The sequence below is a fragment of the Aeromonas sp. ASNIH4 genome, assembly GCF_002934425.1.
GTDB classification, from domain to species: domain Bacteria; phylum Pseudomonadota; class Gammaproteobacteria; order Enterobacterales; family Aeromonadaceae; genus Aeromonas; species Aeromonas hydrophila.
In genome coordinates, this window is record NZ_CP026221.1 from 60,804 (window position 1) to 83,493 (window position 22,690).

Consider the following 22,690-nt stretch of genomic DNA (forward strand, 5'->3'; position numbering starts at 1 on the left):
GTTCACTTCAATCGGGCGGTTTTTATTTAGGGTTGCGTTCATGGCACTCACTGAGTCTTCGGAGAGTAACCGAACGATGACCACACTTTTTCGTCAATGGGTATGGGGTCAACTGATAACCGGTGTACGTCGAAAAACGCACCGTGGGAATCAAGGCCGCCATGCCGGAACATATTCCACATGAGTTGGCCAACAATCCTGGCTGCCGTAGAGTTAACCCCGAAATCTTGCTTGGCGACGGCCTCCGCTGATGAACAGCTCTTGGATAGGTCATCCACCATCACCTCATACTGCCCCGCAAACAGGTCATAGGCTGTCGGCAATCCCGCCCCCCCTAAGACTACCTGCCCCGTCTTGTTATCGTTGCCTGCGTCAATCCAGAGGCCGTTTCCTTTGCTCAACGTTGCAAACTTCGACCCGAATTGCGCACGAAAACTGGGCTTGTCCACAGCGGTGATATATACGGTTGGACGGCGGCGATTAAAGTGTCCTTGGCCCACATCATAGTCTGCCTTAGCTTCCCAAGCGAATCCGTTATAGCAACGCTCCGCATCGACCAAGGCTTGTGCTTTGGGGAGCCCCAGGTCTGCCGCATGGAACCTCTGGCGACCTAAATTAGCTTCACGAACCGGAGAGCCATCATAGGCGGTCACACTGATGCCGGGATGACCAAGACGGGCCAAGAGATCATGTAACATTGACAGTTCGCCCATGACAAAACTGCCAGTCCCTCCACACCCAATAAGCACAACATCCACTTCCTGAGACAAATACTCAATGGGGGTTTTCCACTTCATCGCCCTGCTCCTTTACTCAACTCAACGTTCGCAATTATCCCCTTCTTTATCGTGATGCAACCTGCTCAATCCAATCTCCGAGATAGCCAATTCTCGTCATTTGGGAGGCTGTTATTGTCGGGATTACGCCGGTCTTTCTCCGCTCTACGTCCATTCCGACCCAAAACGCGGTTGGCGTAGAGCCGTCGGCTAACGCTTGGGAGTTGTTACTGTGTGTTTTCAGCGCCTCGTACATGCAAGCCTCAATCTCCGGCAAGGTCGAGAAATTAATTTCTCGGGGCAACGTTGCACTCCCAAGGCAAAACCCTCCCCCGTGGTAGCAGTTGGGCATCGGAACATCGTAGACATGGTTCTCGGGTGTAGGGCGCTCATCGGTTTCCAGAGCGGCTACAGATAGCCGTGCCGACCCTTTCTGGATATTGAACACAAGTGCTGGCCAACGGATCTGGAAACCGCACCTCTCACCACCTACCTGTAACCATAACATTCCTTCCCGCGAGGGCTGATACCATGTAATGGCGCTTGGGCTACTGAGCAGCACGTTTGAGGGGATGAATTGGTAGTTGCCCTTCGTGTTACCCTGGGAGCGATCCAGCGACCCTGTGAGGTCTGCCAACAGCTCCTGAATCGTCTGCATTGAAAGGGGTTCACCTAGCCCAAGTTTGTCGTCAACGATGGCGTGTCGTGTAATGCCGGTCAGGTCTGCCATCTGCTCACTAGAGCTGGAAAATACGAGCGCAAGGCGGGGTAGACTCTGTTTATTCTGACAGGCGTTATTTCTGACCACTTGCATGACCTGTTTCCTCTTTCATGTTGTTTCCTGCGACGTACACAGCGGCCATAATTGCAATGCTTCGCTGCCACGATTCCATGGCCATCAAAGTATCATCATTGATGTGGACGCAAACGCTAGAGGTACAAAGATCCCCGTTCATGGCAAATTCGTTGTGAGTGTTGTAGGCATCATCAGCAAGCTCCCTGCGCGACAGCACCTTTGTTTCAAAGGGGATTTTAAAGTCAATGGATATGTCAGACTCGTCTTGATAGTCGAAAACCTCTTTCGCTACCCTATTGGTCGCCATTTCCCTTTCAATGATCGTCTGAGCCCCCAACAGGAAGGCACTCAGAGAGGTGTTATCATCCACCTCACTCAGGCGGCCAAATACAGCCGCAAGCCCCCCTTCAGCTGTGATCTCCTTCACTGACTGAGCGATTTCAGTCCAGCCAGCTTTCTGATGGCAATAATCAAAACAGCTCCACATGGCTGAGTATCCATCACCACCGAGTTCATCACTGGCATCTTTGACCTTCATAAGAACAGCAGTTGCCTCTGCTTTGCCACCGACTAGCAGCACGAGTTTATCGAAAAAGTCGGGGGCTTCTGATTCGATGCTGGGAGCAGAGTCTATCTTGGATAATTCACTTTCGGCCTGCTCCAAAACGCCGATGAACTCGTCAATTTGGCTGGCCTCCAAAGTCTCTGGTAACTCAAGATCGTAACACTCAGTCATCCAGTCGAGGGTGTATTCAAAGAAGGCATTACTTGGGATGAACCCAACAAGTGGGAGTTGTGAGAACATGAGGTTTTGAAATGCTGCGAGGTAGTCGCTGGACACTGACGATGGAAAAACCATGAATTCGAGGTCAGAGAACAGCCTAAATCTGAACTGCTCGCTGGCCTGACCGAACTCATTACCATTTCGGTCGTTAACAAGGCCAAAACTAAAATCAAGTATCTGCCTACAAGTTGCGTAGTTATTGTCAAACTCTGTGGCCAACGCTTCCCCACCCACATTTTTTAGGATCTCCCGCAGTTCGCAGGCACATACCTCCCCTGCCCTTTCAGCCCGCTCAGACAGCTCTTGGCATACAACATGCGCAAGATCCTCAAAGCGACTCAGGCGCTCAGCTAGAGTCTGCGCTGCCATCAAATTGGTCAGTTCTGTGGCCCCCCAGCCGTTCTTGTGAGCCAGCGTGACGACAGGCTTCAACAGTGGTGCAATTTCCCCCAGAGAATGAATTGATGAATGGAAACCATCTGTAGCCGCAAACCCCGGTCTTGGTATTACAGCCCCGCGCAGACGCAAGGAGGTGGGTACTTGCAAACGCGCGCTAGCCTGCCCTTTCAGCGAGGCCGGCTCGCCCAACCGGATTGCAAATCCCGCTCGGTTGGTGCTCGCGCTACTCTCTGAGCAAACTGCATCCATTTCACTTTCTCCTTGGCAAATTCTTCTAGGTAGTTTTGATCTGAAACTTGCTCTGTTGGCTGTTCTGGCTCAGCCTCAATTACATCCAGCCATGCGGCTAATTCATCATGAGTCGGCATGTAAGCACCTCCTATGCAGCCAGTATCCCTTAGATTGCTCAGACGCAAGATCAGCTCAAACTCCCAAAAATACAGTGTATTTTTGTTGCTCCCTTGCGCTACCGATAACAAGTTGGAAACACAAATACACTGTATTTTTCTGCTGCCTGTTCACCGACAACATCACCCCATCAGCAGTACTGGGTCACTCAAACCTCCCCTAGGACTGATAGCTGGCGGCTGAATCCACACACACAAAAGATAAAACCGCCTTGCGGCGGTTTTCGATCCCCTCCCCTCCCAACATCTAACCGTTGGTTTTGACTGGGGGTATTAGAAATTCGTATTGCAAGGTATTCCCTACCAGAAGGCCATCGGTCTCGTACAAGGTTGTCCAACGTACCTGTGGGTAGGTGGCTGATAGGATTTGTTGTGCCGTTTCGAGTGGCAGGCCAGGAACAGGGTCATCTACGATAGCAGAGCCAATTTTAAAGGTTCGACGCAGTAAGTTGATGGTTTGCATATGGACTCCCCTTAGATTCCCAAAGAGGACAAAATGTCTTGGTCAAAAAGTGCTTGGGCATCAACTTTCTCCTGAACTGCCCCTGCCCCTGCCCCTGCCCCTGCCCCTGCCCCTGCCCCTGCCCCTGCCCCTGTTGGAATAGCTCCATCAGTCACTGGCTGTGTGGCTTCCCCCTTTTTCTTCTTCGGCTCAACACCCTTGACCGCCGCTTGAGATACAGCCTTCTGCAATTGCTCAGTGATGCTGGGCTGGCGTAATGTATCAGAGAGACCTTGAGCGTACTCGTCAAGGATCTCAGCTAAGCGAGTATCAATGTCACCTAGAGGTGCGGAAACGACAACCGGAGTTGTCAGGGCAGCACGGTAGGCTTGCCCCCTCTCCTGATAGCCTGCCCCCGCAACATTGGCCGCAGGAGCCGAGAGGACGGGGATGATGATCACCTGTGTTAACTCTGCCGAGCCGGACACTTGAAGGTTGAATTGACTCACCCCGAGGCGAGTGGAAAGGCATTCAATCAGGGGCTGGAACATGGAAATTTCTCCGGTCTGTTTCTTTATTCAGTGGACTTAGGTTAACCCGATACCGGATGATGCAAGGGGGCATAGCGATTAGTTTGCCCCCCAATAGAACGACAAAAGCAAGCTGTCAGATAACATCAAGCCTTAACTTGGGCCAACACCTGCAATGCAGTAATGTCAGTTTCAGAACGCATGAGAACCGCACTATTCTGCTCCGAGGTATCGATGGTCAGATTGACTATTGCGCCGGACAATCCGCGCAGAGCATCGACGAGATAACCAACATTGAAGATGGCCGATACCCTCTCTAAGCCTAACGGCATCTTACAGGGGACGATCTCGGTCGCCCCCTCGTCGCTCCCTTCGTTCTTCGAGCTGATAGTGATCTCCCCAGCTTGGACTTGGAAACGCACAGTTTGTTTGCGACCATCAGCCAAAATCTTGGCTCTCTCAAGGCATGAAATGAAATATTCCCGATCTACCCCTAGGTCAGCCCAGCCATGACCAGAGGGATTCGGGATAACACGCTGCCAGTTGGGGTACTTTCCTTCCAGCAGGCTGAATTGTAGTTTCCAACCATGTACCGGACAGATGATGGCAAGGCGTGAAGCATCAAAGAGAACTACCAGCTCACACCCCATCTTTGTCATTGAAATTATTTGCTGCACTTGTTGTTTAGGGATCAACAACTGATGCCCCCGCACATCACCGCTAATACTGCTGATAGGGAACTCCCCTTTAGCCAGCCGCAATCCATCAGATGCCACAACTACGGCCCTCGTATCGTCCAGCTCAACGCAAATGGAATTGAGCGTTGGGCGGCAATCATTAGCCGGAGCCATACGGTTTAGACGGGTCAGGGTGGGAAGCAGATCGCTACTTTGGATGGAAAAGCGAGAGGTGTTATTACAAATCTCTGGCTGAGGGAACTCGTCTGCTGATAAGCACACTAACTGGAATCGGCTACGCCCTGCTTGAACAACGCCTGATAATTTATTGCCGTCAGAGGAAAACTTGACAGTTGCGGTTGCATCAACGGGCATCGAGTGAACGATGGCATTGAATTTTGCCGCATCAACGCAGATAGAGCCCGTGCCGCTGAACGAATCCATTTTCGTCATGCGGGTAGCAAAGAAACCACCATTCGTGGCTTGAACTGACAGAACGCCGTTCTCTGCTATTTGCAGTAGAAGGTATTTATGAATCGGTGCAATGCTCCCTTTTGCATGAGCTGCAACGAAGGTGATTGCGTCGGTAAAAGATGAACTGGATTTAAAGGTAAATTCCATCATAACGGTTGTCTCCTTGGTGCGTGGAGTCAACTTACGCTGTTACTTGATAATGCAAGTGCCCATCAGGTAGGTCACCTTGCAGAAATACTCTGATGGATTGGAGTAAGGGAAGAAAACAAAACCTACAATTGTACCGGACCGGATGAACTGAGCATATTGTCACCCTTGCGAATCCTAGCAGATTACAACCCCGCTAGAGGGCTACCAGGAACAGGACATATAGTGGAATAAGCATAGGGGATCATAAAGGGGTGTTCCCCCGCCTACTAAGCGGGGGAGGGGAGAGGGACTATTCAAACCCCTTAAAGTAAAAGCTGGGGGCGTAGCCTGACCAACTGAACTCAAAGGAGCCAACTGTCTTGATAAGATCGCCTTTGTTCATACCGATAAGCTTTTTCAGTGCCTTGGCATCGTGGGCAGCCTCATAGGCAGTCAAGAAGCCGGACTCCTTCAAGATGAAGGTGATTGTATCTGTCGTGTAACTTTTCAGTCGCTCGGGTGTGGGAACCCATTGGGCTATAGCCTTCTCCTTAGCGTTAGGAGCGTGGGGGAGAGTGGCCATCATAACGTCCACCATCGGGCAGTAGCCGGTGCCGTCCAAACGCTCGACGATAAAGCTCATGGTACTGGCGATCTCGCTTCGCAACGCCTCAATACTTTTGCTGCTATCAGCAATGGTATCCGGCAGGGCGCGTCCAAAGGTTGCTTTGCCAGCAACGGACAAAAGGCTCGACAAAACAACTGATAGTTGGAAACGCTGTGAAGCCTCTGCGTCGCTTCCCCACGCCTCAACGGCTGCGCGTCTTAGCATTATCTTGTGGTCTGCAACCACCGAACTACTCAAAGAGGTAGCGGGATCACTATCGGCAGCCTTTCTTTTGGGCACATTGGGAGCCTGCTTATTCCCGTCATCCAATTGCAAGGGTTGGGCTGCATTGGTGAGAGCGGGATCAATCCCCGCCGCCCAGTTCGCCTGTTCAGTGATTTCTGCAGCTTCCGCCACTGCATCACAGTGCTTCGCAACACACGTTTTGAAGCAATCTGGGTCGGTACAACGATCTTCGAGCACATCACCTGCGGTATCAATGCGGTCATCGAGCAATGCAACACGCTTCGAGCAAGGTAAACAGCCATCAAACATCTGCTCTGCGCCAACGGTGTCATGGCTTACATGGTTAATCGAACCTTGGGACACTTCGGATAGAACAATGATGGTGCCGTAACGCTCGGCGAGTTCGCCCTTGCGGGCCGCAACCATAGCTGCAGTTTTTTGTTTAAAGCACACAAGATTCCGGCAAACAGCCCCGTCAACAACAGCGAACTCATTAAACAGGCTGGATTGTTGCTGGCTGTTGTGAATGCAGGAGGCGCAATCTCCTACATCAAAACGCGCAGAGGAAATCGGTGCCGAGGCTTTACCAAGCAAGGCTTTGAGCGCATCCACGCTAAGGCTTTTCTCAGTAATTGAGGGCAACAGAGCGTTCTGCGCCTCAGCACTGATACCTGCGAGCAAATCGGCATGGCGAAGTGAAACCAATTTGGCTGAGATTGCATCAAGCACTGCCGGAGTGCAGCGAGTAAGATGCAGGCGCTGTTTGAGGCGACCCAGCGACCAACCGAGTTGCTTACGGGCTTCTTCGTAATCACCATTGCATAGAGCTAGTGCCGTTTGTGCTGCGTGGGCTTCATCAACCGGCCCCATGTCTTCCCGCTGCAGGTTCTCCATCATGCCAATAGCAACGCCTTCTGAGTCACTGCAATTGACGACAAGGGCGGGGAGCGGGCAACCCACAATTTTGGCGGCATCCCAACGGCCATATCCTGCTAACAGCTCGAAAACACCTGCCACTTCTGGATGGGGGCGAACCGTCACCGATTGGATGATCCCGCGCAGCCTTACATCAGCGAGAAAATCCGTCCACTTGGTATTGTTGCGGCTGCCGCGACGGACGTTGCCCCAGGGGGCTGCGACTACCTGATCAACAGTGAGCATCACCAAAGAATCATCCGTGTGGTTGGAGGCGCCTTGTTTCAATGCGTTCATGTTCATAACCCCATTCTGGTTTCAATGGGGTTATGATCCCACGGCATCGGTCAATGCAAGGGAGGGCAAATCAATAATCATTAGTTGGGGCTATCAAATAGCAGACGAATATCTTTCGTCAATGAACAACCCCCCTGTCAGCAGGTGGGGGGGTACATCATTCCTCAAGCGGCCATTTGATTTACTGAATGTGTGGCTGAATCTGCCAATTCCTTTTCAAGTTGCCGCAAAAATGGGATCAGTTCATCAAGCTCTGCTTGGGCGCTGAATGGCTTCGCTGCCTCAGTGCGATAGTCGGTAGCGTTCTTTGTCCAAGTAGCCATTTGGGCCGTGGCTATGTTTGGTAAGCGCGGCAAGGTATCGACGAGCACGACAAAGGCGGCCATCACAGCGTTAATGCTATTGCGCTCTAAATTTCTCAGCTCGTAGTGATGACCAGAGGGGCCGCGAACTGTGAACTCGGTGGCGAAGCACAACTTGGCGAAATACGGCTTTTCATAGACCAGAGTAGCCCCCCGGTAAGTAGCCATGTCGTGTTGACTGCCAATATCTGCACGGTAGTTCAGTCTGCCATATTTTGAACCGACAGCCGGGGCGGCGGCGGTTATGTTTAGACGATCTGTAGCCGTCGAATCCACCCCCATTTTTTCATATGTCACACCATCCACAGTGATCAACAACTCATCCGCCGTGGCCGCAATGTTAGCTGCATCGGCTCGAATCATCTGTATTTTGGTCGCCAAGGTTGCGCTTCTTTGCTCAAGGGATTGTGCCTGGTCGTCCAATCTGACGCGATTCCGGAACCAGTTATTCCGGGCTGCCTCAAGCTTTCGCAGCTTTGCTTTGCCTTTGACATGAGCCAGGATTCGCGGGTCATCGGCTACGATGGCGCTTAACTCGGCATAATCAATCGCTTCATTTTGCTCTGTGTAGTGCCGGACTGAGCTATCGAGTTGACGGAAACGGCTGATAAAGCGCTGCTTGGTGTTGAGCAAACCCAGTTGCCAAGCATCAAGACAGCGACGGGTGATTGGCACGACAATATCAATGGTGAACTCGGGGTCATTCGCCCATAACAGATTGCCTTGGCGCTCAATGCGGCCAGCTCGTTGCGCCAAATCACCGGGCCGATATGGGAGATCGAAGTGAACCAACGAAACCAAACGCCGGTTGATATTGAGCCCAGAGCCTGCCAGTTCAGTAGAGCCAAGCAAAATTCGGATCTGCCCCTCATTCATCATGTCACGCAACGCTTCCTTTCTGGTGTCCGTCCGGTAATCGTGGATCACTGCGATCTCGTTGCGGGGGACGCCACCCTCAACCAATTTTTCTACCAGCTCATCGTAGAGGCTGAATGAACTGCAGACCATGGCGGTAAGTTCGAGTTCGTCTAGGCCTTCAATACGCTCTAACGCTTCTTCATCACCCTGCCTAGCAAGGTTGAATATTGCCGCCCACTCTTTCGAAGCTCCGGCACGATGGCGAGCGGGAATGCTGCGATCCATGAAGACCATCTGAGTACCGCGAACGCTAGTTGTCGTTTGATATTTTTCGAGCAGGTAGCGCACTACGGTATTAATTTTGCTGTCCTGGTAGTCCGGTGCGTCTGGGTACACAAGCCGAGCATCGAGAGAGAGCATTCGCCCCCGGTTGAGCAGTTTAAGGGGGTTGTTCTCCCGGTTATCGACTCGAGAATATGCACTGACGATTTCGGCGAAGCCGTTTTCCTGGTGCTCATTGGGTTCAATCACCAGCTCGATGATCTTGCCCCCTGTGAGGGGAGGTATAGCACTGCGGCCATCAGCTAGTTTTGGCAAGACATTAGGCAACTGCTCAGAAGTAACTACATCAGCGAAGCTTGAGTAGATAGCTTGAAGCTCTGTCAAATTTGTGAATGTACTAATTCGAGTTCTCATCTTGTAGCCGCGCCCGGACGCCGCCAATTCATAATCTGTCACTGGCTGGGCGAAAACGGCACTGAATGCGTCAAAGTGGGTCAGCTTTGCTGACTGAGTAAAATCTTCGGCCATCACTCGCAGATGTCGATGTGCTTCCACAACGGAGTTGAGGATTGGTGTTCCGGTAGCCTCAACATATCGCCCACCGGCACGCAGAACAGCACGGCTTTTGATAAATAGATCAAAGGCACGCTTACTGCCTGATGCCTGGCCCATGCCGGCAACGCTTTGCAGGGATGAAGAATAACTTAGGTTCTTACCGAATTGGCTCTCATCAATGATTAGAGTTGTGATCCTTAGGTCAGCAAAGTCGAGCATTTCATCAGTGCGTTTGTTCACCAGTTCTTCGAGTTCTGCTTCTTTGCGCTGGATCCGCGTCTGCATCCGGCGTACAGATAACCGCTCATTTTTCAGCTCCGACAAACACCGGTGAAGATCATCAATCTCTGCTTCCAACATTTCTACTAAGAGATCGTGAGGGGCTGGGATTAGCCCGAACACACTCAGCGGGATGATGCATAGATCGAAGTCTGTCATTGCAAGGCGGGCTAAGGCTGTGCGGCGTGTGGCCGGGGTCATCATCGTTTTATCGAGCACAAAGATGTTCATGCCAGGGAAAATAAATTGTGCAGCGGTGGCATGCTGAGCAACAAGATGATTAGGCGCGACCAGCACTACACGCTCATATTTATTAATGCGTCTTAGTTCGCTTGCCGCGCCAATCATTGTGAACGTTTTTCCGGCGCCGACAGCGTGATCGATCAAAGTGCACGACTCATGAATGACCCGAGCAATGGCGTTTCTCTGTGTGTGATATAGGTCTACTGCACTACCAGCTAAAGGCAGGCGTGAGCCATTATATTTTGGGGCAACAAAGCCGTTGAAATGTGCGTTATAAGCAAGCTCAATTTCGTTGCGGCGTTCGGAATCATCCAGCACCCACGACTCCCAGGCCGCCTTAATTTCCTCTGCTTTGTGTTGGGCGGCCATTGTTTCGTCCGGGTTCGGAACAGTCGTATTAGATATGCTCGGATGTGGATCGCGTACCTCAATCGCGCGATTGTTCAAAAGCGCAATGAGCAAGGTGGTCATATCGCGGCGCTGCGTACCCCATTCAGAGGTTAAGACGGTTTGAGGAAGAGAGCCATGCGAAACATGATACTCGTTGTCGATAAGGGTAACTTGTGCATTCAATTTGGGCTGATCGACCAGATGGCGGATAAAATCGGCGTGGAAATGGTTAGGCAGCCAACGGGAGTTCATCGGTGCAAAAATGTCTACCGCCTTGATGGGGGAGGGCATGACTCGCTGCAGTTTGGCAACATTGATAGCAAACAGAGGGTCGGATTCGGCCGCTCCTTGTGCAGCCTCAATCTTGCTGGGGATGTAACCTGAAAGGTACTTTGCAGCAATGACCAGGTTGCCACTATCTGGTTCGGCAAATGCCAGAGATTGTTCGGCCAACTGATGCAAAAGTTCTTGGTCTGTCCCTTTAAAGCCGACCAGATCCCGAACGTATGAAAGATCGACCTCACCCTTGTAGCTCACGGAAATTAGCACGGCGTCGGCAAGGTTCGCGGCATAGCTGGGAGTGATCAACGGAGTGATTGCGCGGCGGGTGAACAGATCCCCCTTACTCCATTGCTCTTTACGCTCTGCGATGCCCTCCTTTTCGGCAACCGTGGTACTGATCGGTGCGATGTAGTCCAGCTCGAGAGCACGTAAGCGGTAATACCACGGATCTTCCCCAAGTACAGATTTGTTTTTTGAGGCGTGGAACGGACCGAAGTCGGCAGTAAAGCGGTCATAGGTTGCATTAAGATCAGCCCTAATAGCTCGCAAGCTGGTGTCTGGCGCATTGCTTTGCTCTGCGTTGATGAGTGATGCCAAGACCCTCTTAACTCTCAGCATGGCCGATACACGCAGCCTATCCTTGGCTGATTTAAACTCGCACTGTTGGAACGTGGGCACCTTAGCCCCGTTTTCATCAACATGATCTGCCACTCGACGCATCAGCTCGCCCGCCGGAGTTTGGCAAAACTCATATGGCCCAACATCGCTCATACCAGCGGGGGCAGAAATGACGCCTTTCCTTGCAACTGGAACCGTAGACTTACGGTAAAATAAGGTTCTTCGCGGGATCTTGGGGAAGTGGAAGTTGACAGACAGGGTGCTGGTAAACTGGCTGTCTCCAAACACACCACCACCATCACCCTGCTGTCGCCGTGCATCATATTGATATTGCCTCCTTCTGGCCAGGTTATACCGTCATCGCCCAAGCGCTTTCTGCCAACCATCACACCCTGTTTACCCTTGAGCCTCGCGCCGACTTCTTGCCCCGTTGTCGCCGATGCCTGCAACCCACGCCATTGATCCACGACCAACGTATCCGCCGGGTGCGTGAGCGAGACCTATTTGACCGACAAGTCTGGTTACAACTGCCTGTTCGCCGCGTCGACTGTCTGCGCTGTGGTCGCGTCAGTGAACATATCGACTGGCTCCCCTCTGGCTCCCGCCTCACCCGGCGCATGCAGTGCTGGATTGAAGCGCTCGTTCAGTACCTCCCCATCCGCCATGTCAGCCAGCTCACCGGGGTCGGTTGGCACACCATCAAGGAGATCGACAAGCGCCGTTTGCAGACCAGTGTGGGCACCATCGAACTTGGGGAGGTGCGGCGGCTGGTGATGGATGAGTTTGCCCTGCACAAGGGACACCGCTATGCCACCGTGATCATGGATGCCGAGCGAACCCGCGTCCTGTGGGTGGGGCACGGCAACAGCCGGGCCGCTATCCGTCCCTTCTTCGAGCAGCTCGGCGAGCGATGCCAGCAGATTGAAGCGGTGGCGATGGACATGAACACGGCGTTCGACCTGGAGGTGAAGCAACACTGCCCGCAGGCGGAGGTGGTCTACGACCTGTTCCACGTGGTGGCTCGCTATGGCCGAGAGGTGGTGGACCGGGTGCGAGTGGAGCAGGCGAATGCACTGAAAAGCGATAAACCGGCGCGAAAAGTGGTCAAAAGTGCGCGTTGGTTGCTGCTACGTAATCGGGCGAAGTTGAGTGAAAAACAGGATGTGAAGTTGCAGGAGCTGTTGGCGGCGAATCAACCGCTGGCGATGGTGTACGTGCTGAAAGAGGGGTTGAAGGGCATCTGGTATGCGCCGAGCGTGTGGGAAGGATGGCGACGATGGCGGAGCTGGATGCGGCAGGTGAAGGAAAGCGGGCTAGCGCCGCTGCAACGATTTGGTCGAAATTTATCGAAATATATGCGGGGGATCCTGGCGAGTGCAAACTACCCGATGCACACGAGTGTGCTGGAAGGGGTGAACAACAAGATCAAAGTGATAAAGCGTATGGCATATGGATTTAGGGACTCAGAATACTTTTTTCTGAAAATCAAGGCGGCCTTCCCCGGAAAGCCGCGATGAACCTAAAATAAGGGGTTGGAAGTCTGGATATCGAGGATTTCAGTTACAACACTCGCAAGATCACGGCCAGGGTCTGCAACGTTGCAAGACACATTGAAGGTGCTAGGAGCTGAGATTTTGCCGGCGACGAGTTCAGGACGATCCACAAACAAGCGATTCACACGATATGCCGAGCCTGCTTCGTCGTTGACCTCTACGGTGTCGATCCATGAAGGGTTTTCTTCCGGGTGCTGGCAGGCTTGAAAGACCAGAATATCGGTAACAACGTTGGCTCCTTCACCCTTGAACACCGAATTCGGCAGACGACAGGCTGCAACCAAATTTCCCCTGGCCGAGAGAGATAGCCGCGCATCGTTATCTTTCGAGTCCATTACCCAGCTTGATACGACAACAGCCATTAGCCCGCCGTGGTGCAGTTCGCTCAACCCCCTAATCAGAAAGTAGGCATGTAGTGGAAGAGTGCCAAATGCTCTATCCCTGGCAGGAACAGAGCAGTATGGCGGGTTTCCAATAACTAGGGAAAAGTCGCCACTATTCGGGAGCTTTACTTGCTCGAACGGCTGATTGACATAGATCTTGGCTGCAGGGTTCAGCAGGCGGGCGATAGTCCCTGTCAGGCCATCCAGCTCAACAGCAAAGGATTTCATCGCTGAAAGAGTCGCTGGGCGCCCCGCCAAAAATTTACCTGAGCCTGTAGCGAAATCGAGTAATAGACCTTCCTGCACACCCAGGCGTGCCACGGCACGATACATGGCATCAATAATCCATTCGGAGGTGTAATAGGAGGTCAATACAGATGCTTCCAACGCAGCGAATTCTGCTTGAGTGACTAGCGATTTCAATTCGGCATGCTGGGGGTGTTCTGGCTCAAAGAGTCCTGATAGTTGACCCCATCCGGTATACTGAGTAAGGACATCACGCTCGACGTCAGATACAGCCAGCGAGCCATCAGCCAAGCAGCGCTTTACAATTTTGATCGCTTCAATATTGCACCTGATTTTTTGGGACACCGTTTTTGCGATGACGGTTGTTTTGTGCCCTGAAAGGGGAGGGCAGAACAAGTAATCAAGGAAAGCCGTTGCGTTCAAAAAGGACATTTATAGCACCCGTAGACGATTTTTTTGCTTACTTCGATCATCCCCCAGATCTTCGCAATGCAACTGGCGCCATGAGCGCACTGACGGGCAAATCCATTCCGTCAGCAAGTTGCAGGTATTCACTGGCGAGCCCGCCAGTCACAGCCTCCTGAACACACGCCTGATTAGCCCCCAGTTCTGATTGGTGTTGGCCTGCACTATCAATGTGCTCGCGGTACAGCAAGTGGCCCGGAAGATCTCACTCGTGTGCTAGGCCCAGGCTTTTGTCTGTGTGCATGCTGAATTCGGGCCTCTGTGCTACGGCGTCTTTCAAGGCACCCCCTGAGCGGCTAGCGTCGGGGCTGGTGACCTGGTGTGGGATGCCTACTGGTTGATTTCAGGGAAGGGGGCACCAGTGAGCTTGTGCGAAGTGTTCAACGGATCCTGGGTCGGTGCAGGTGTTTAGTGGGGCCTGCAATGGTGGTGGCGGGATCTAGTTGGTGTGCTTGCCGAGTTCTGGACCCAGTACCCTTGAAGGACCAGATGTTACGGACCCCTGGCCACAGTGGATTCGGCGTCCTGGGAGACCTGCACCGGTGCCGGTGAGCGGAGGGGCCTGGGGATGGTTGTGGGCTTTTGTCGGTGTGCATGCCGATCTCGGGACCCAGGGCTCCGGTTTAGCTCGCTTCGGCCGAGAGGAGGGGAGGGATCTGACATGCCTTGGGCCGCTGTGAGCTCAGCGTCCAAGGGGGCACGCCGGTACCACTGAGCTGGTACGTAGGTTCAGAGTGGTTAGGGCTGGTTCCGGAGGTCAGGTGTATAGTTCGGCGCTGCTAGCACTGTAGGTGGAAGCGAGCTGCCGACCGGCTTGATATTTGGGGTCGACACGGCTGGTGACCTGAGGGCCCTTGCCGGGGTGAATGTAGAGTTCGGGAACCTTTATCCGATGGTGCTTACTGCGCCTCCAGAGCGGCCAGCTCTGGTGTCATTGATCTGGTGCACGGAGCTAAGAACGACCTCAACCAGTGATATGGATTAGCATCCAGTGGCTGCAGGTGGCAATGGACCACCGAGCTAATCGATGTTCAGCGTTTACGCTGCCGGTGTGGTAGGGCTGGATCGCCCCGGACCTGTGCCGAGCTGGTTGAGAGATCAAGTCCACAGCGTCCGGCGAAGTCGGCGGCCTGAATACCTGTGTTGAAGGGGCGGCCGCCTTGCATTGGTAAAACCAGTGGGAGAATTAGCACTGAGAAACTGATGGCCATTGTGTGAAAACCACACAATGCCGGCACAAGTAGAGTGTGCATCTTTACAAAGAACCGGCAATGTCGAAGATACGTGAAAGGGGAGACCACCGGCTCCTTACGCGAAAGCAAGCTGATTGGAAAGCAAGGAATCAAAGACCATGGAAATGACATTTACAGCATTGATAGCACTTGGTGTGAGCTGGTCGGCCGGTGCCGTTCTTGAGGTGTCATCACATGACGCGGATGTGCGGAAGATGGTTCTTGATGATATAGCCGAGGATGGCGACAAGCAGTTTATTGAAGCTCTCGGCGCTGGTTTGTCGAAGTCCGGCCTTATCAAGGTTCATGCCGAACTGGTAGGCTGGCCGAGCGAGTATGAGACGAGCGAGTACAGGCTGATCAGCGCCACTACAGTATTGGCTCCCGAGCTGGCTAACGTCATGGCGGCTGATATGCTCGCAGCAACAAGCAACTGATCGAGGGAAAATGGGGTTGAACTTTAAACAATATGGTAAACCAACATCGGTTAGAAATTTAGGCATAAGGTTACATCCGATAGCTGGATTGATAGTTCTTATTGCGATATTTTCTTTGATTGTTTTGGTCGATATATCAATTAGATATGAGAGTTTATGCTTGACCTTTCTATGCGTGTTTTTGGCAGGCGTAGTGATGGGGGTGGTGGCCATTGGAACATCTAGAGCCTGGTGTAAAGAACCCACAAATGACATTGAGTGATGATTACTTGGGAAAAACGATGAATATTCTGCAAGCGGGTAGCAAAGAAGTTGCACTTAAGCTGATTGAAGGTCAGGCCGCCCGCATCGTTGAACTGGATTACGCCGATGGTGCCATAGACCAGTTTGAGCTGGGTCGGTTGGGACGAAAATGCGGAGTAGCCGTGTTGCACCGCGGGCAAGAAGTGATCATTGTTCAAAGCATCCGAGCCTTACGTGATGGGCTCAAATCTGAAAAAGATACGTACCGGCAACGCCATCTCTATTGCATGTTTGACCTCGCAGCTTGCCTACCAGAGGAGGTGAAGTGGGTTGAATCGAGGGCTGCGTTCTTAGGGGACTGCATTCTTCGTGGTGAGCTGCTGGAGACTCCATATAACGCGCAGTCGTGGGCTCATTAAGCCCGTCATATTGAGGTAAAGGAACCGTGAGCGACCGACTCCCTAAAGGACTCTCCTTTAAGGCCGCAACAGGCCAGTGGCAGGCGCAGTACAATGGGCTGCGGGTTACTTACAACACTGCCCGCTATGGAGACATTGCTGAGGGCTTGGCTCGTCGTGCGCTGGAACGGATGCTGGCCGGGAATTTTGACCAAGTAGCAGATGATCTACTTCTCAAGTATTCATGGCGCATGGACGATGCAGCCAAGCAGTTGGGCCTATCGCTTGGCCAGCTTCGACAGTGGATACTGACGGGCACAGTTAACGGTAAGGAAATTCGATCACCCAAACGTGATGTTCAAGGGGTAGATCGGATCAGCGGATATGAGCTAATGATGGCGCAAGAACGTTTGCGGCTTGAGTAAGAGGGAATACGGCATGGCTGAACAGAACTGCGGTTGTTGTGGGGCGAAGCTAGAGCCCCGGAATGGGCCGGATACCCTGAGTGGGGAGACATGGGCGCACCCTGTTGCAGAATGTCCCTGGTCAAATTGGGAGGGGCTGACGATGGCTCAGGTTGTGGCGCTGGGCCGGATTACCACGTTGCAGAATTTGACTTTCAGGCTGGCCGAAGATCTGGATTATCTGGCCGAGAGCACCGAACTAGACGACTCTGATCGCCGCCATATCGAAGAAATGCAGCAGCTGATTTCGGATACCCAAGTCGAAGTTGGTAAGTAAGAGAAAAACACCAATGAAGATCAAGCAAATGGCGCTTGGCTCCGTTGTACTGGCGTCTTGGCCGAGTGCAGAAACCCGGCAGAACGCTTTGCCGACCGAATGGATAACAGTATTTGCCTTGCCCTTACGTAGGCTTATCGACGACTGTTGTAGGCCTTGCAGCAGGCTGGTGAGTCAATGCAGGAGGCAGGTAAGGCCATTGAACCTCAACGCCCTATCGTCACCAACTGCGTCAAGATGCTGCCGGGCACCGCGCTGATCACCACTTATTGAAATTGGAAAAACCTAATCCGCCCCTTGAGGCGGATTTTTATTATCCGTTACTGCGCCCGGCGGGTCTGTGCTGCCGGTGCCATAGGTGGCTGCGGGCCTCCGCGGTCCCGGCGCCGAGGGTGGCCACTGCTGGCGGGGTGGATCCGGTACTGCGTCCGGTGGGTCTGTGCTGCAGGTGGCCCCGGGCCGCTGCGTGCTCCACGCCCTGGGTGGCCACTGCTGGCGGTGGGATCTGGCGCAGTGTCCGGTGTTGCCGGTGCAGCAGGTGGCCCCGGGCTGCTGCGAGCTTGTCGCCCAGGTTGGCCACTGCAGGCGGTGGGATCTGGCGCTGTGTCCGGTGTTGCCGGTGCCGTAGGTGGCTGCGGGCCACCGCGGTCCCGGCGCCGAGGGTGGCCACTGCTGGCAGGGTGGATCCGGTACTGCGTCCGGTGGGTCGGTGCTGCAGGTAGCTCCGTACAGATGCAAGCTCGTCGCCCTGGTTGGCCACTGCTGGCGGTGGGATCTGGCACAGTGTCCGGTGTTGCCGGTGCCGTAGGTGGCTGCGGACCTCCGCGGTCCTGGCGCCGAGGGTGGCCAACGCCGGCGGGGTGGATCCGGCACTGCGTCCGGTGGGTCGGTGCTGCAGGTAGCTCCGTACAGCTGCGAGCCGGCGCCCTGGGTGGCCACTGCTGGCGGGGTGATCAGGTACTGCACCAGTTGGGTCGGTGTAGCCGGTGGCCCCGGGCAGTTGCGAGCCGGCGCCCAGGGTGGCCATCGACCGGGTGGGGGTCGGTGCACCAGGTGGCTGCGGGCCTCCGCGGTCCCGCCGGCGGGGTGTATCAGGTAATGCATCCGGCGGGTCTGTGCTTCCGGTGGCCTCAGGCCACTGCGAGCTCAACGCCCTGGGTGGCCACTGCCGGCTGGGTGATCAGGTGCTGCGCCAGTTGGGTCGGTGTAGCCGGTGGCCCCGGGCAGTTGCGAGCCGGCACCCAGGGGGCCACAGCCGGCGGGTGATCCGGAACTGCATCCGGCGGGTCTGTGCGCCCCGTGTTGCCGGTGCAGCAAGTGGCCCCTGGACGCCGCGGTCTCAGCGCTCAGGTTGGTCACTGCCGGTGGGGTGGTGCCGGTACTGGGTCCGGCGGGTCTGTGCTGCCGGTGGCCTCGGGTCGCTGCGGTTTCGGGCAGAGGTTACCCAGCGGTGGCGGGGTGACCCGGCGCTTCGCCTAGTGGGAAGGAGTAGCAGGTGGCCCTGGGCCGCTGGGAGTCCGACGACCAGGGTGACCACAGCCGGCGTGTGATTCGGTGTTTCGCCCGGTGGGAAGGAGTAACAGGTGGTACTGGGCTACTGCGAGATCGTCACCCAAAGTAGCCGTCGACCGGGTGGGAGGCCGGTGCAGCGTCCTGCGGGCCGCCGAAGTCTCGGTGCCCAGGTTGGCCATTGCCAGCGGGGGATCCTGTACTGCGTCCGGTGGGTTAGTGCTGCAGGTGGCCCTGGGCTGCTGCGAGCTCGTCGCCCAGGTTGGCCATTGCCGGCGGGGGATCCGTTACTGCGTCTGTTGGGTCTGTGCTGCAGGTGGTCCCGGGTCGCTGCGAGCTCGACGCCCAAGGTGGCCAGTGCCGGCAGGGTGATCAGGTGCTGCGCCAGTTGGGCCGCCGAGCTCTCGGTGCCAGGGTGGCGACAGCTGGCGGGGGGATCTGGCGCAGTGTCCGGTGTTGCCGGTGCCGTAGGTGGCTGCGGGCCTCCGCGGTCCCGGCGTCTAGGTTGGCTGTGGATCCGGTACTGCGTCCGGTGGGTCAGTGCTGCAGGTGGCCCCGGGCTGCTGCGAGCTCGTCGCCAAGGTTGGCCACTGCCGGCGGGGTTGTGTCGGTACTGGGTCCGGCGGGTCTGTGCATCAGGCGGCCCCGGGCTGCTGCGAGCTCGTCGCCAAGGTTGGCCACTGCCGGCGGGGTTGTGCCGGTACTGGGTCCGGCGGGTCTGTGCATCAGGTGGCCCCGGGCTGCTGCGAGCTCGGCGCTCAAGTTGGCCAGTACCGGCTGGGTGGTGCCGGTATTGCAAGTGGAACAAGGCCCCCGTGGGATGCTTGGAGCACTAACAGGCCGGTGCCCTGAATAACTCGGTGTTGAGTCGATGACAGCCTTGCATTAGACAAAATAGCGGGAGAATCAGCACTGATAGTTCTGCACCAAGCATACTCGTAGGTCCCCATGAGGATCGGGAGTTTTATTTGTAAGATAGCTCGGATTTTCATGCAGATTATATCGAAGAGAGCATGGACGATAAAAGCGTAGTGCTATCGGTAATTACTTATGTATGAAGGAATGGTAGGGAAATATGAAAAAATTTGAGATTACTTTTTGTATGGTGGTCCTGGGTGCTGTTCTCTGCGGGTGCAAAGACACAGATTATGAGGGAGTGAGACTTGTTGATAAGTACCACAATCAAAGCATGGATAATGCAATCAATTTAACTGTTTATGGAAATGCCTTAATAAAGCATCTTGATGAGCGAAGAATGCTTGATGTTATGGAACCAAACTGTGAACGTTTTTCATCCCGGATTTGTTATGTAACAGAAGAGCGTTTGGAGTGGGTAAAGTTAGCCAAAAATGCATTTCTTTCAGGAATGGAAAAAAATGACGCAAATATTATTGTCAATTTGCCGGCCATGGTTAATCTGGATGAGTTTGAACTGACAAAAACTCAGTCGGAGCAGTTTGTTGAATTTATTAAGTTTAGTTCTGGTGACAAAACTTTATCTCATGAGGGGTTAGCTGCATCATATAGCTACATTGGAAGGTTGGGAGTTGAGAAAGGGGAATACTTTGAAGCATATAAACACTTCGCCGATGCAGTTGCTATTAGTAATTATAAGGGTGTTTATGCTAAGAATGTAATAGCCCTGTTGGACTATTTTGGTTGTAAGCAAGATACACTCGTATGGTCTGAGTTCACAACCGGTAGTAATTTAAATGTAGTTATAAAGTTGAGGGGCGCTCGATACCCTGAGCAGGATATAGATATCGGATTCAATCTTGCGCTTGCAAGATTGGCAATACGTAGAATGGTAGACGTTCCTCAATTACAAAATAGTTGCCCAATCAATCTATACAAAAATTAATTCGGTTGAATGGTTATTAGGGTGAGACCCAGCACTAGGTTGGTCGGCACTTTGGTGGGTAGATTGATGATGTTCTTGAAGATTAACCGCCACCAGAGCAGATTATTCAGTTTGGGTTGTAGGGGAGCTCTTGCAAGTCGCGGCCCATTGTGGCTCAAGGGTGCCGCAAGCATTGCTGTGGAACTAAGCCGTCGCACAAGTGTTTGCGGCGGCCCAGCCAACCAGTGATTCGTCAAGTGTAGGGCTCGAACACCGCAGTTATGTTCTGGTGGCTTGCTCTAAGGCTACCAACCAGTGCGGTATGTCTTCAGTGCTATTGCCAATCGGTTGTTCCGTCTTGGTCGCCGCGGGCCACTGCCGGGGTGGAATCGGATCATATAGCCAAAGTTACCAATCTGGGGGCATGATGGGTGATGTGGGGGTAGAAAAAATACTCAGAGTATCCGAAACATGAAAAATATCATTTTCATTTTTATGAGATCAATATAATCTAAAGCTGATGCGCAGTCGTTTATAGACAACTCTCAGAATGGGGTAAGCGGAGAGTGACAATTATTGAGCATTAATAGTTAGTTTCTTTCCGTTGAATTTTTTAGTAGGGATCACACATGCAAGAATTTTTGAAAATGCTGTTGAATATTCGAAGCCTCCGGGCAGCACTTCGAGATCTGCCCTTTGAACAAGTACAAGAGGCCCACGAAAAATTCGAGTTGGTGTACTTGGAACGTAAGACTCAAGTAGACAAAGAAAAGGCTGCTCAATCAGAACGAATGAGTAAGTTGGCAGAGTTCCAGGAGTTGCTGGCCAAGGCCGGCATCGACCCCAAAGAACTTGTCGGGGATGCTTCAGGCGTAAACTCTAGTGAAAAGAAAAAACGCGCTCCGAGACCGCCCAAGTATCGTTATGTTGTTGATGGAAACGAACAGACTTGGACAGGTCAGGGGCGCACCCCGAAGCACTTGGCTGAGCAGATAGCACAAGGGCGCTCGCTGGACGATTTCCTCATCTGAATGTGATGGCCATGCCATTTATGCATGGCCATCAATTTTTAAATCTGTACCAGATTGCCAGATATTAGTCCGCTAGGTTATTCTGTATAAGTCCTCGGTGCCTACGTGGGGACAGGCCGCCCGGCCTGGCACCAACATCAACTCTACCTGCACTCTGCAGGTACTTCCACCTGTGATCCATCACCCAAGCCCTCGTAGGCTGATTCTGCATGTCCGTTCACCGGTTATTCTCCGGCGTCAGCGTACATGCAGAAACAGCCCAAGGCTGTCTTATGGCACTCGGTCCGCAATGTGTCACTCGTGACCAACACCAACCCGGGATTAAAACCAAATTCAACGAGGCATAATCATGTTCGAAGTAACCAAAACTGGAGAACTTATCTCTACTGGCCAGCTTGTAAGGCTGGGGGAATCCAACGTTTATGCAAGCGTGAACCCAGGCGAAGGATGCAACTTCATAAGAACAGTTGTGAGATCGCCGGCCGCAGACATAGACAAACTTAATTCAACATTCACATCTTGCGTTTTAGATGCTGATCAAGTCATTCAGGCATTGAACAGTGTCGATCCTGCGTGGCCCTTGCTGCTTGCGAACGCGCTTGCAGAGAAGGCGGCTTAACAATTTAAGCCTCCAGGGCACAGAAACAGGAACTACAAATGTTTAATTTAGGAACGTGCGGTGCCACTCCAGTCGCTATGGAAACACTTGAACGCCTGGGCATATCGTCATCAGCTTTGCTTGACGCTCATCGAGAGGGGTTATTGTGGAGCCATGCACAGAGACTTAAGAACCTTGATGCTATCAGCAATGATGAGAGGGTTCTATCCAGCCTGCCGGCTGATAAAGGCCAAGGTAGGATATGGGTTATCACTGAGGCAGACCGCAGCACCACAACAATCATCATGAGTGATGAATACTAAGGAAGGGCACTATGGAAACTATCACAGTGGCCTTGATTTCTGGGTTCTTCGCCGTTATCGCTGTCGCGATCCCATGCATATTTGAAATGCGAAATCGCAAGGCAAAATTGCGAGAAGAACGACAGAAAGCCTTACTCAAAGTTGCTATGAGGGATCTCGAGTTCCTGCACTCTGTTGAGAGTAGATTACTTGAGACGATCCAAGACATGAGCGGTGAGAGCATGAAGATCAGGATACGGCAAGAGGTCACGATAGACACCGGGCTTGTATGGTCTGGTCAGTTCACGCCAAGCCGAATCCATCAGCGACAACGCCAGATGGAAAACACATAAACCCAGAACCC

At 53.2% G+C, this 22,690-nt stretch carries 19 protein-coding genes; 10 read left to right on the forward strand and 9 right to left on the reverse strand.

Annotated elements, in window-relative coordinates; translation table 11 throughout:
* Nucleotides 1-47: 47 nt before the first annotated feature.
* The 8 genes from C2U40_RS25440 to C2U40_RS25470 all read right to left on the reverse strand — a co-directional run bounded on the left by C2U40_RS25440 (nucleotide 48) and on the right by C2U40_RS25470 (nucleotide 11,636).
* Nucleotides 48-797 carry a PRTRC system ThiF family protein gene (locus tag C2U40_RS25440; protein ID WP_103829029.1) on the reverse strand — a complete coding sequence of 250 codons (750 nt, stop codon included), beginning with the start codon at nucleotides 795-797 and terminating at the stop codon, nucleotides 48-50.
* 46 nt (nucleotides 798-843) lie between these two features.
* The gene (locus C2U40_RS25445) at nucleotides 844-1,590 is read right to left on the reverse strand and encodes a hypothetical protein (RefSeq protein ID WP_103829028.1); all 747 of its coding nucleotides are present in this window, start codon (nucleotides 1,588-1,590) and stop codon (nucleotides 844-846) included.
* Nucleotides 1,571-2,944: a hypothetical protein gene (locus C2U40_RS25450; protein ID WP_233768861.1), complete on the reverse strand. Its 1,374-nt coding sequence runs from the start codon at nucleotides 2,942-2,944 to the stop codon at nucleotides 1,571-1,573. The genes C2U40_RS25445 and C2U40_RS25450 overlap by 20 nt, the downstream gene beginning before the upstream one ends.
* Nucleotides 2,923-3,123 carry a hypothetical protein gene (locus tag C2U40_RS26345; RefSeq protein WP_128343913.1) on the reverse strand — a complete coding sequence of 67 codons (201 nt, stop codon included), beginning with the start codon at nucleotides 3,121-3,123 and terminating at the stop codon, nucleotides 2,923-2,925. Before C2U40_RS26345 ends, C2U40_RS25450 begins: the two co-directional genes overlap by 22 nt.
* Before the next feature lie 513 nt (nucleotides 3,124-3,636).
* Nucleotides 3,637-4,155, reverse strand: coding sequence for a hypothetical protein (locus C2U40_RS25455; RefSeq protein ID WP_104467506.1), 519 nt, complete (start codon nucleotides 4,153-4,155; stop codon nucleotides 3,637-3,639).
* A gap of 125 nt (nucleotides 4,156-4,280) precedes the next feature.
* Nucleotides 4,281-5,435, reverse strand: coding sequence for a DNA polymerase III subunit beta (locus tag C2U40_RS25460; RefSeq protein ID WP_103829025.1), 1,155 nt, complete (start codon nucleotides 5,433-5,435; stop codon nucleotides 4,281-4,283).
* 289 nt (nucleotides 5,436-5,724) lie between these two features.
* Nucleotides 5,725-7,485 carry a PRTRC system ParB family protein gene (locus C2U40_RS25465; RefSeq protein ID WP_103829024.1) on the reverse strand — a complete coding sequence of 587 codons (1,761 nt, stop codon included), beginning with the start codon at nucleotides 7,483-7,485 and terminating at the stop codon, nucleotides 5,725-5,727.
* Nucleotides 7,486-7,643: 158 nt separating this feature from the next.
* Nucleotides 7,644-11,636 carry a helicase-related protein gene (locus tag C2U40_RS25470; protein ID WP_158656469.1) on the reverse strand — a complete coding sequence of 1,331 codons (3,993 nt, stop codon included), beginning with the start codon at nucleotides 11,634-11,636 and terminating at the stop codon, nucleotides 7,644-7,646.
* 26 nt (nucleotides 11,637-11,662) lie between these two features.
* On the opposite strand from C2U40_RS25470, the gene C2U40_RS25475 reads away from it, so the two are divergent.
* Nucleotides 11,663-12,865, forward strand: coding sequence for an ISL3-like element ISAeme19 family transposase (locus tag C2U40_RS25475; protein WP_081000878.1), 1,203 nt, complete (start codon nucleotides 11,663-11,665; stop codon nucleotides 12,863-12,865).
* A 2-nt stretch (nucleotides 12,866-12,867) separates the two neighbouring features.
* Here the strand turns inward: C2U40_RS25475 and C2U40_RS25480 are convergent, their stop codons facing one another.
* The gene (locus tag C2U40_RS25480; RefSeq protein WP_103828381.1) at nucleotides 12,868-13,962 is read right to left on the reverse strand and encodes an SAM-dependent DNA methyltransferase; all 1,095 of its coding nucleotides are present in this window, start codon (nucleotides 13,960-13,962) and stop codon (nucleotides 12,868-12,870) included.
* 1,384 nt (nucleotides 13,963-15,346) lie between these two features.
* Here C2U40_RS25480 and C2U40_RS25485 point away from each other — a divergent pair.
* The 9 genes from C2U40_RS25485 (at nucleotide 15,347) to C2U40_RS25525 (ending at nucleotide 22,679) form a co-directional block, all read left to right on the forward strand.
* Nucleotides 15,347-15,664 (forward strand): hypothetical protein, encoded by a 318-nt coding sequence (locus C2U40_RS25485; protein WP_103828380.1) that lies wholly within the window; start codon nucleotides 15,347-15,349, stop codon nucleotides 15,662-15,664.
* A gap of 248 nt (nucleotides 15,665-15,912) precedes the next feature.
* On the forward strand, nucleotides 15,913-16,326 hold the full coding sequence (locus C2U40_RS25490) for a hypothetical protein (protein WP_206618415.1): 414 nt from the start codon (nucleotides 15,913-15,915) through the stop codon (nucleotides 16,324-16,326).
* A gap of 26 nt (nucleotides 16,327-16,352) precedes the next feature.
* Nucleotides 16,353-16,730, forward strand: a complete 378-nt coding sequence (locus tag C2U40_RS25495; RefSeq protein ID WP_103828379.1) for a hypothetical protein — start codon at nucleotides 16,353-16,355, stop codon at nucleotides 16,728-16,730.
* A 13-nt stretch (nucleotides 16,731-16,743) separates the two neighbouring features.
* Complete coding sequence (locus tag C2U40_RS25500; RefSeq protein ID WP_103828378.1) at nucleotides 16,744-17,046, forward strand: hypothetical protein; 303 nt, start codon at nucleotides 16,744-16,746, stop codon at nucleotides 17,044-17,046.
* Nucleotides 17,047-19,630: 2,584 nt separating this feature from the next.
* On the forward strand, nucleotides 19,631-20,416 hold the full coding sequence (locus tag C2U40_RS25510; protein WP_103828376.1) for a hypothetical protein: 786 nt from the start codon (nucleotides 19,631-19,633) through the stop codon (nucleotides 20,414-20,416).
* A gap of 608 nt (nucleotides 20,417-21,024) precedes the next feature.
* Complete coding sequence (locus C2U40_RS25515; RefSeq protein ID WP_103828375.1) at nucleotides 21,025-21,426, forward strand: H-NS family histone-like protein; 402 nt, start codon at nucleotides 21,025-21,027, stop codon at nucleotides 21,424-21,426.
* Between the two features lie 349 nt (nucleotides 21,427-21,775).
* Nucleotides 21,776-22,045 (forward strand): hypothetical protein, encoded by a 270-nt coding sequence (locus C2U40_RS26350; RefSeq protein WP_128345047.1) that lies wholly within the window; start codon nucleotides 21,776-21,778, stop codon nucleotides 22,043-22,045.
* A 38-nt stretch (nucleotides 22,046-22,083) separates the two neighbouring features.
* Nucleotides 22,084-22,347: a hypothetical protein gene (locus C2U40_RS25520; RefSeq protein ID WP_103828374.1), complete on the forward strand. Its 264-nt coding sequence runs from the start codon at nucleotides 22,084-22,086 to the stop codon at nucleotides 22,345-22,347.
* A gap of 11 nt (nucleotides 22,348-22,358) precedes the next feature.
* Nucleotides 22,359-22,679, forward strand: a complete 321-nt coding sequence (locus tag C2U40_RS25525) for a hypothetical protein (protein WP_103828373.1) — start codon at nucleotides 22,359-22,361, stop codon at nucleotides 22,677-22,679.
* Nucleotides 22,680-22,690 lie beyond the last annotated feature (11 nt).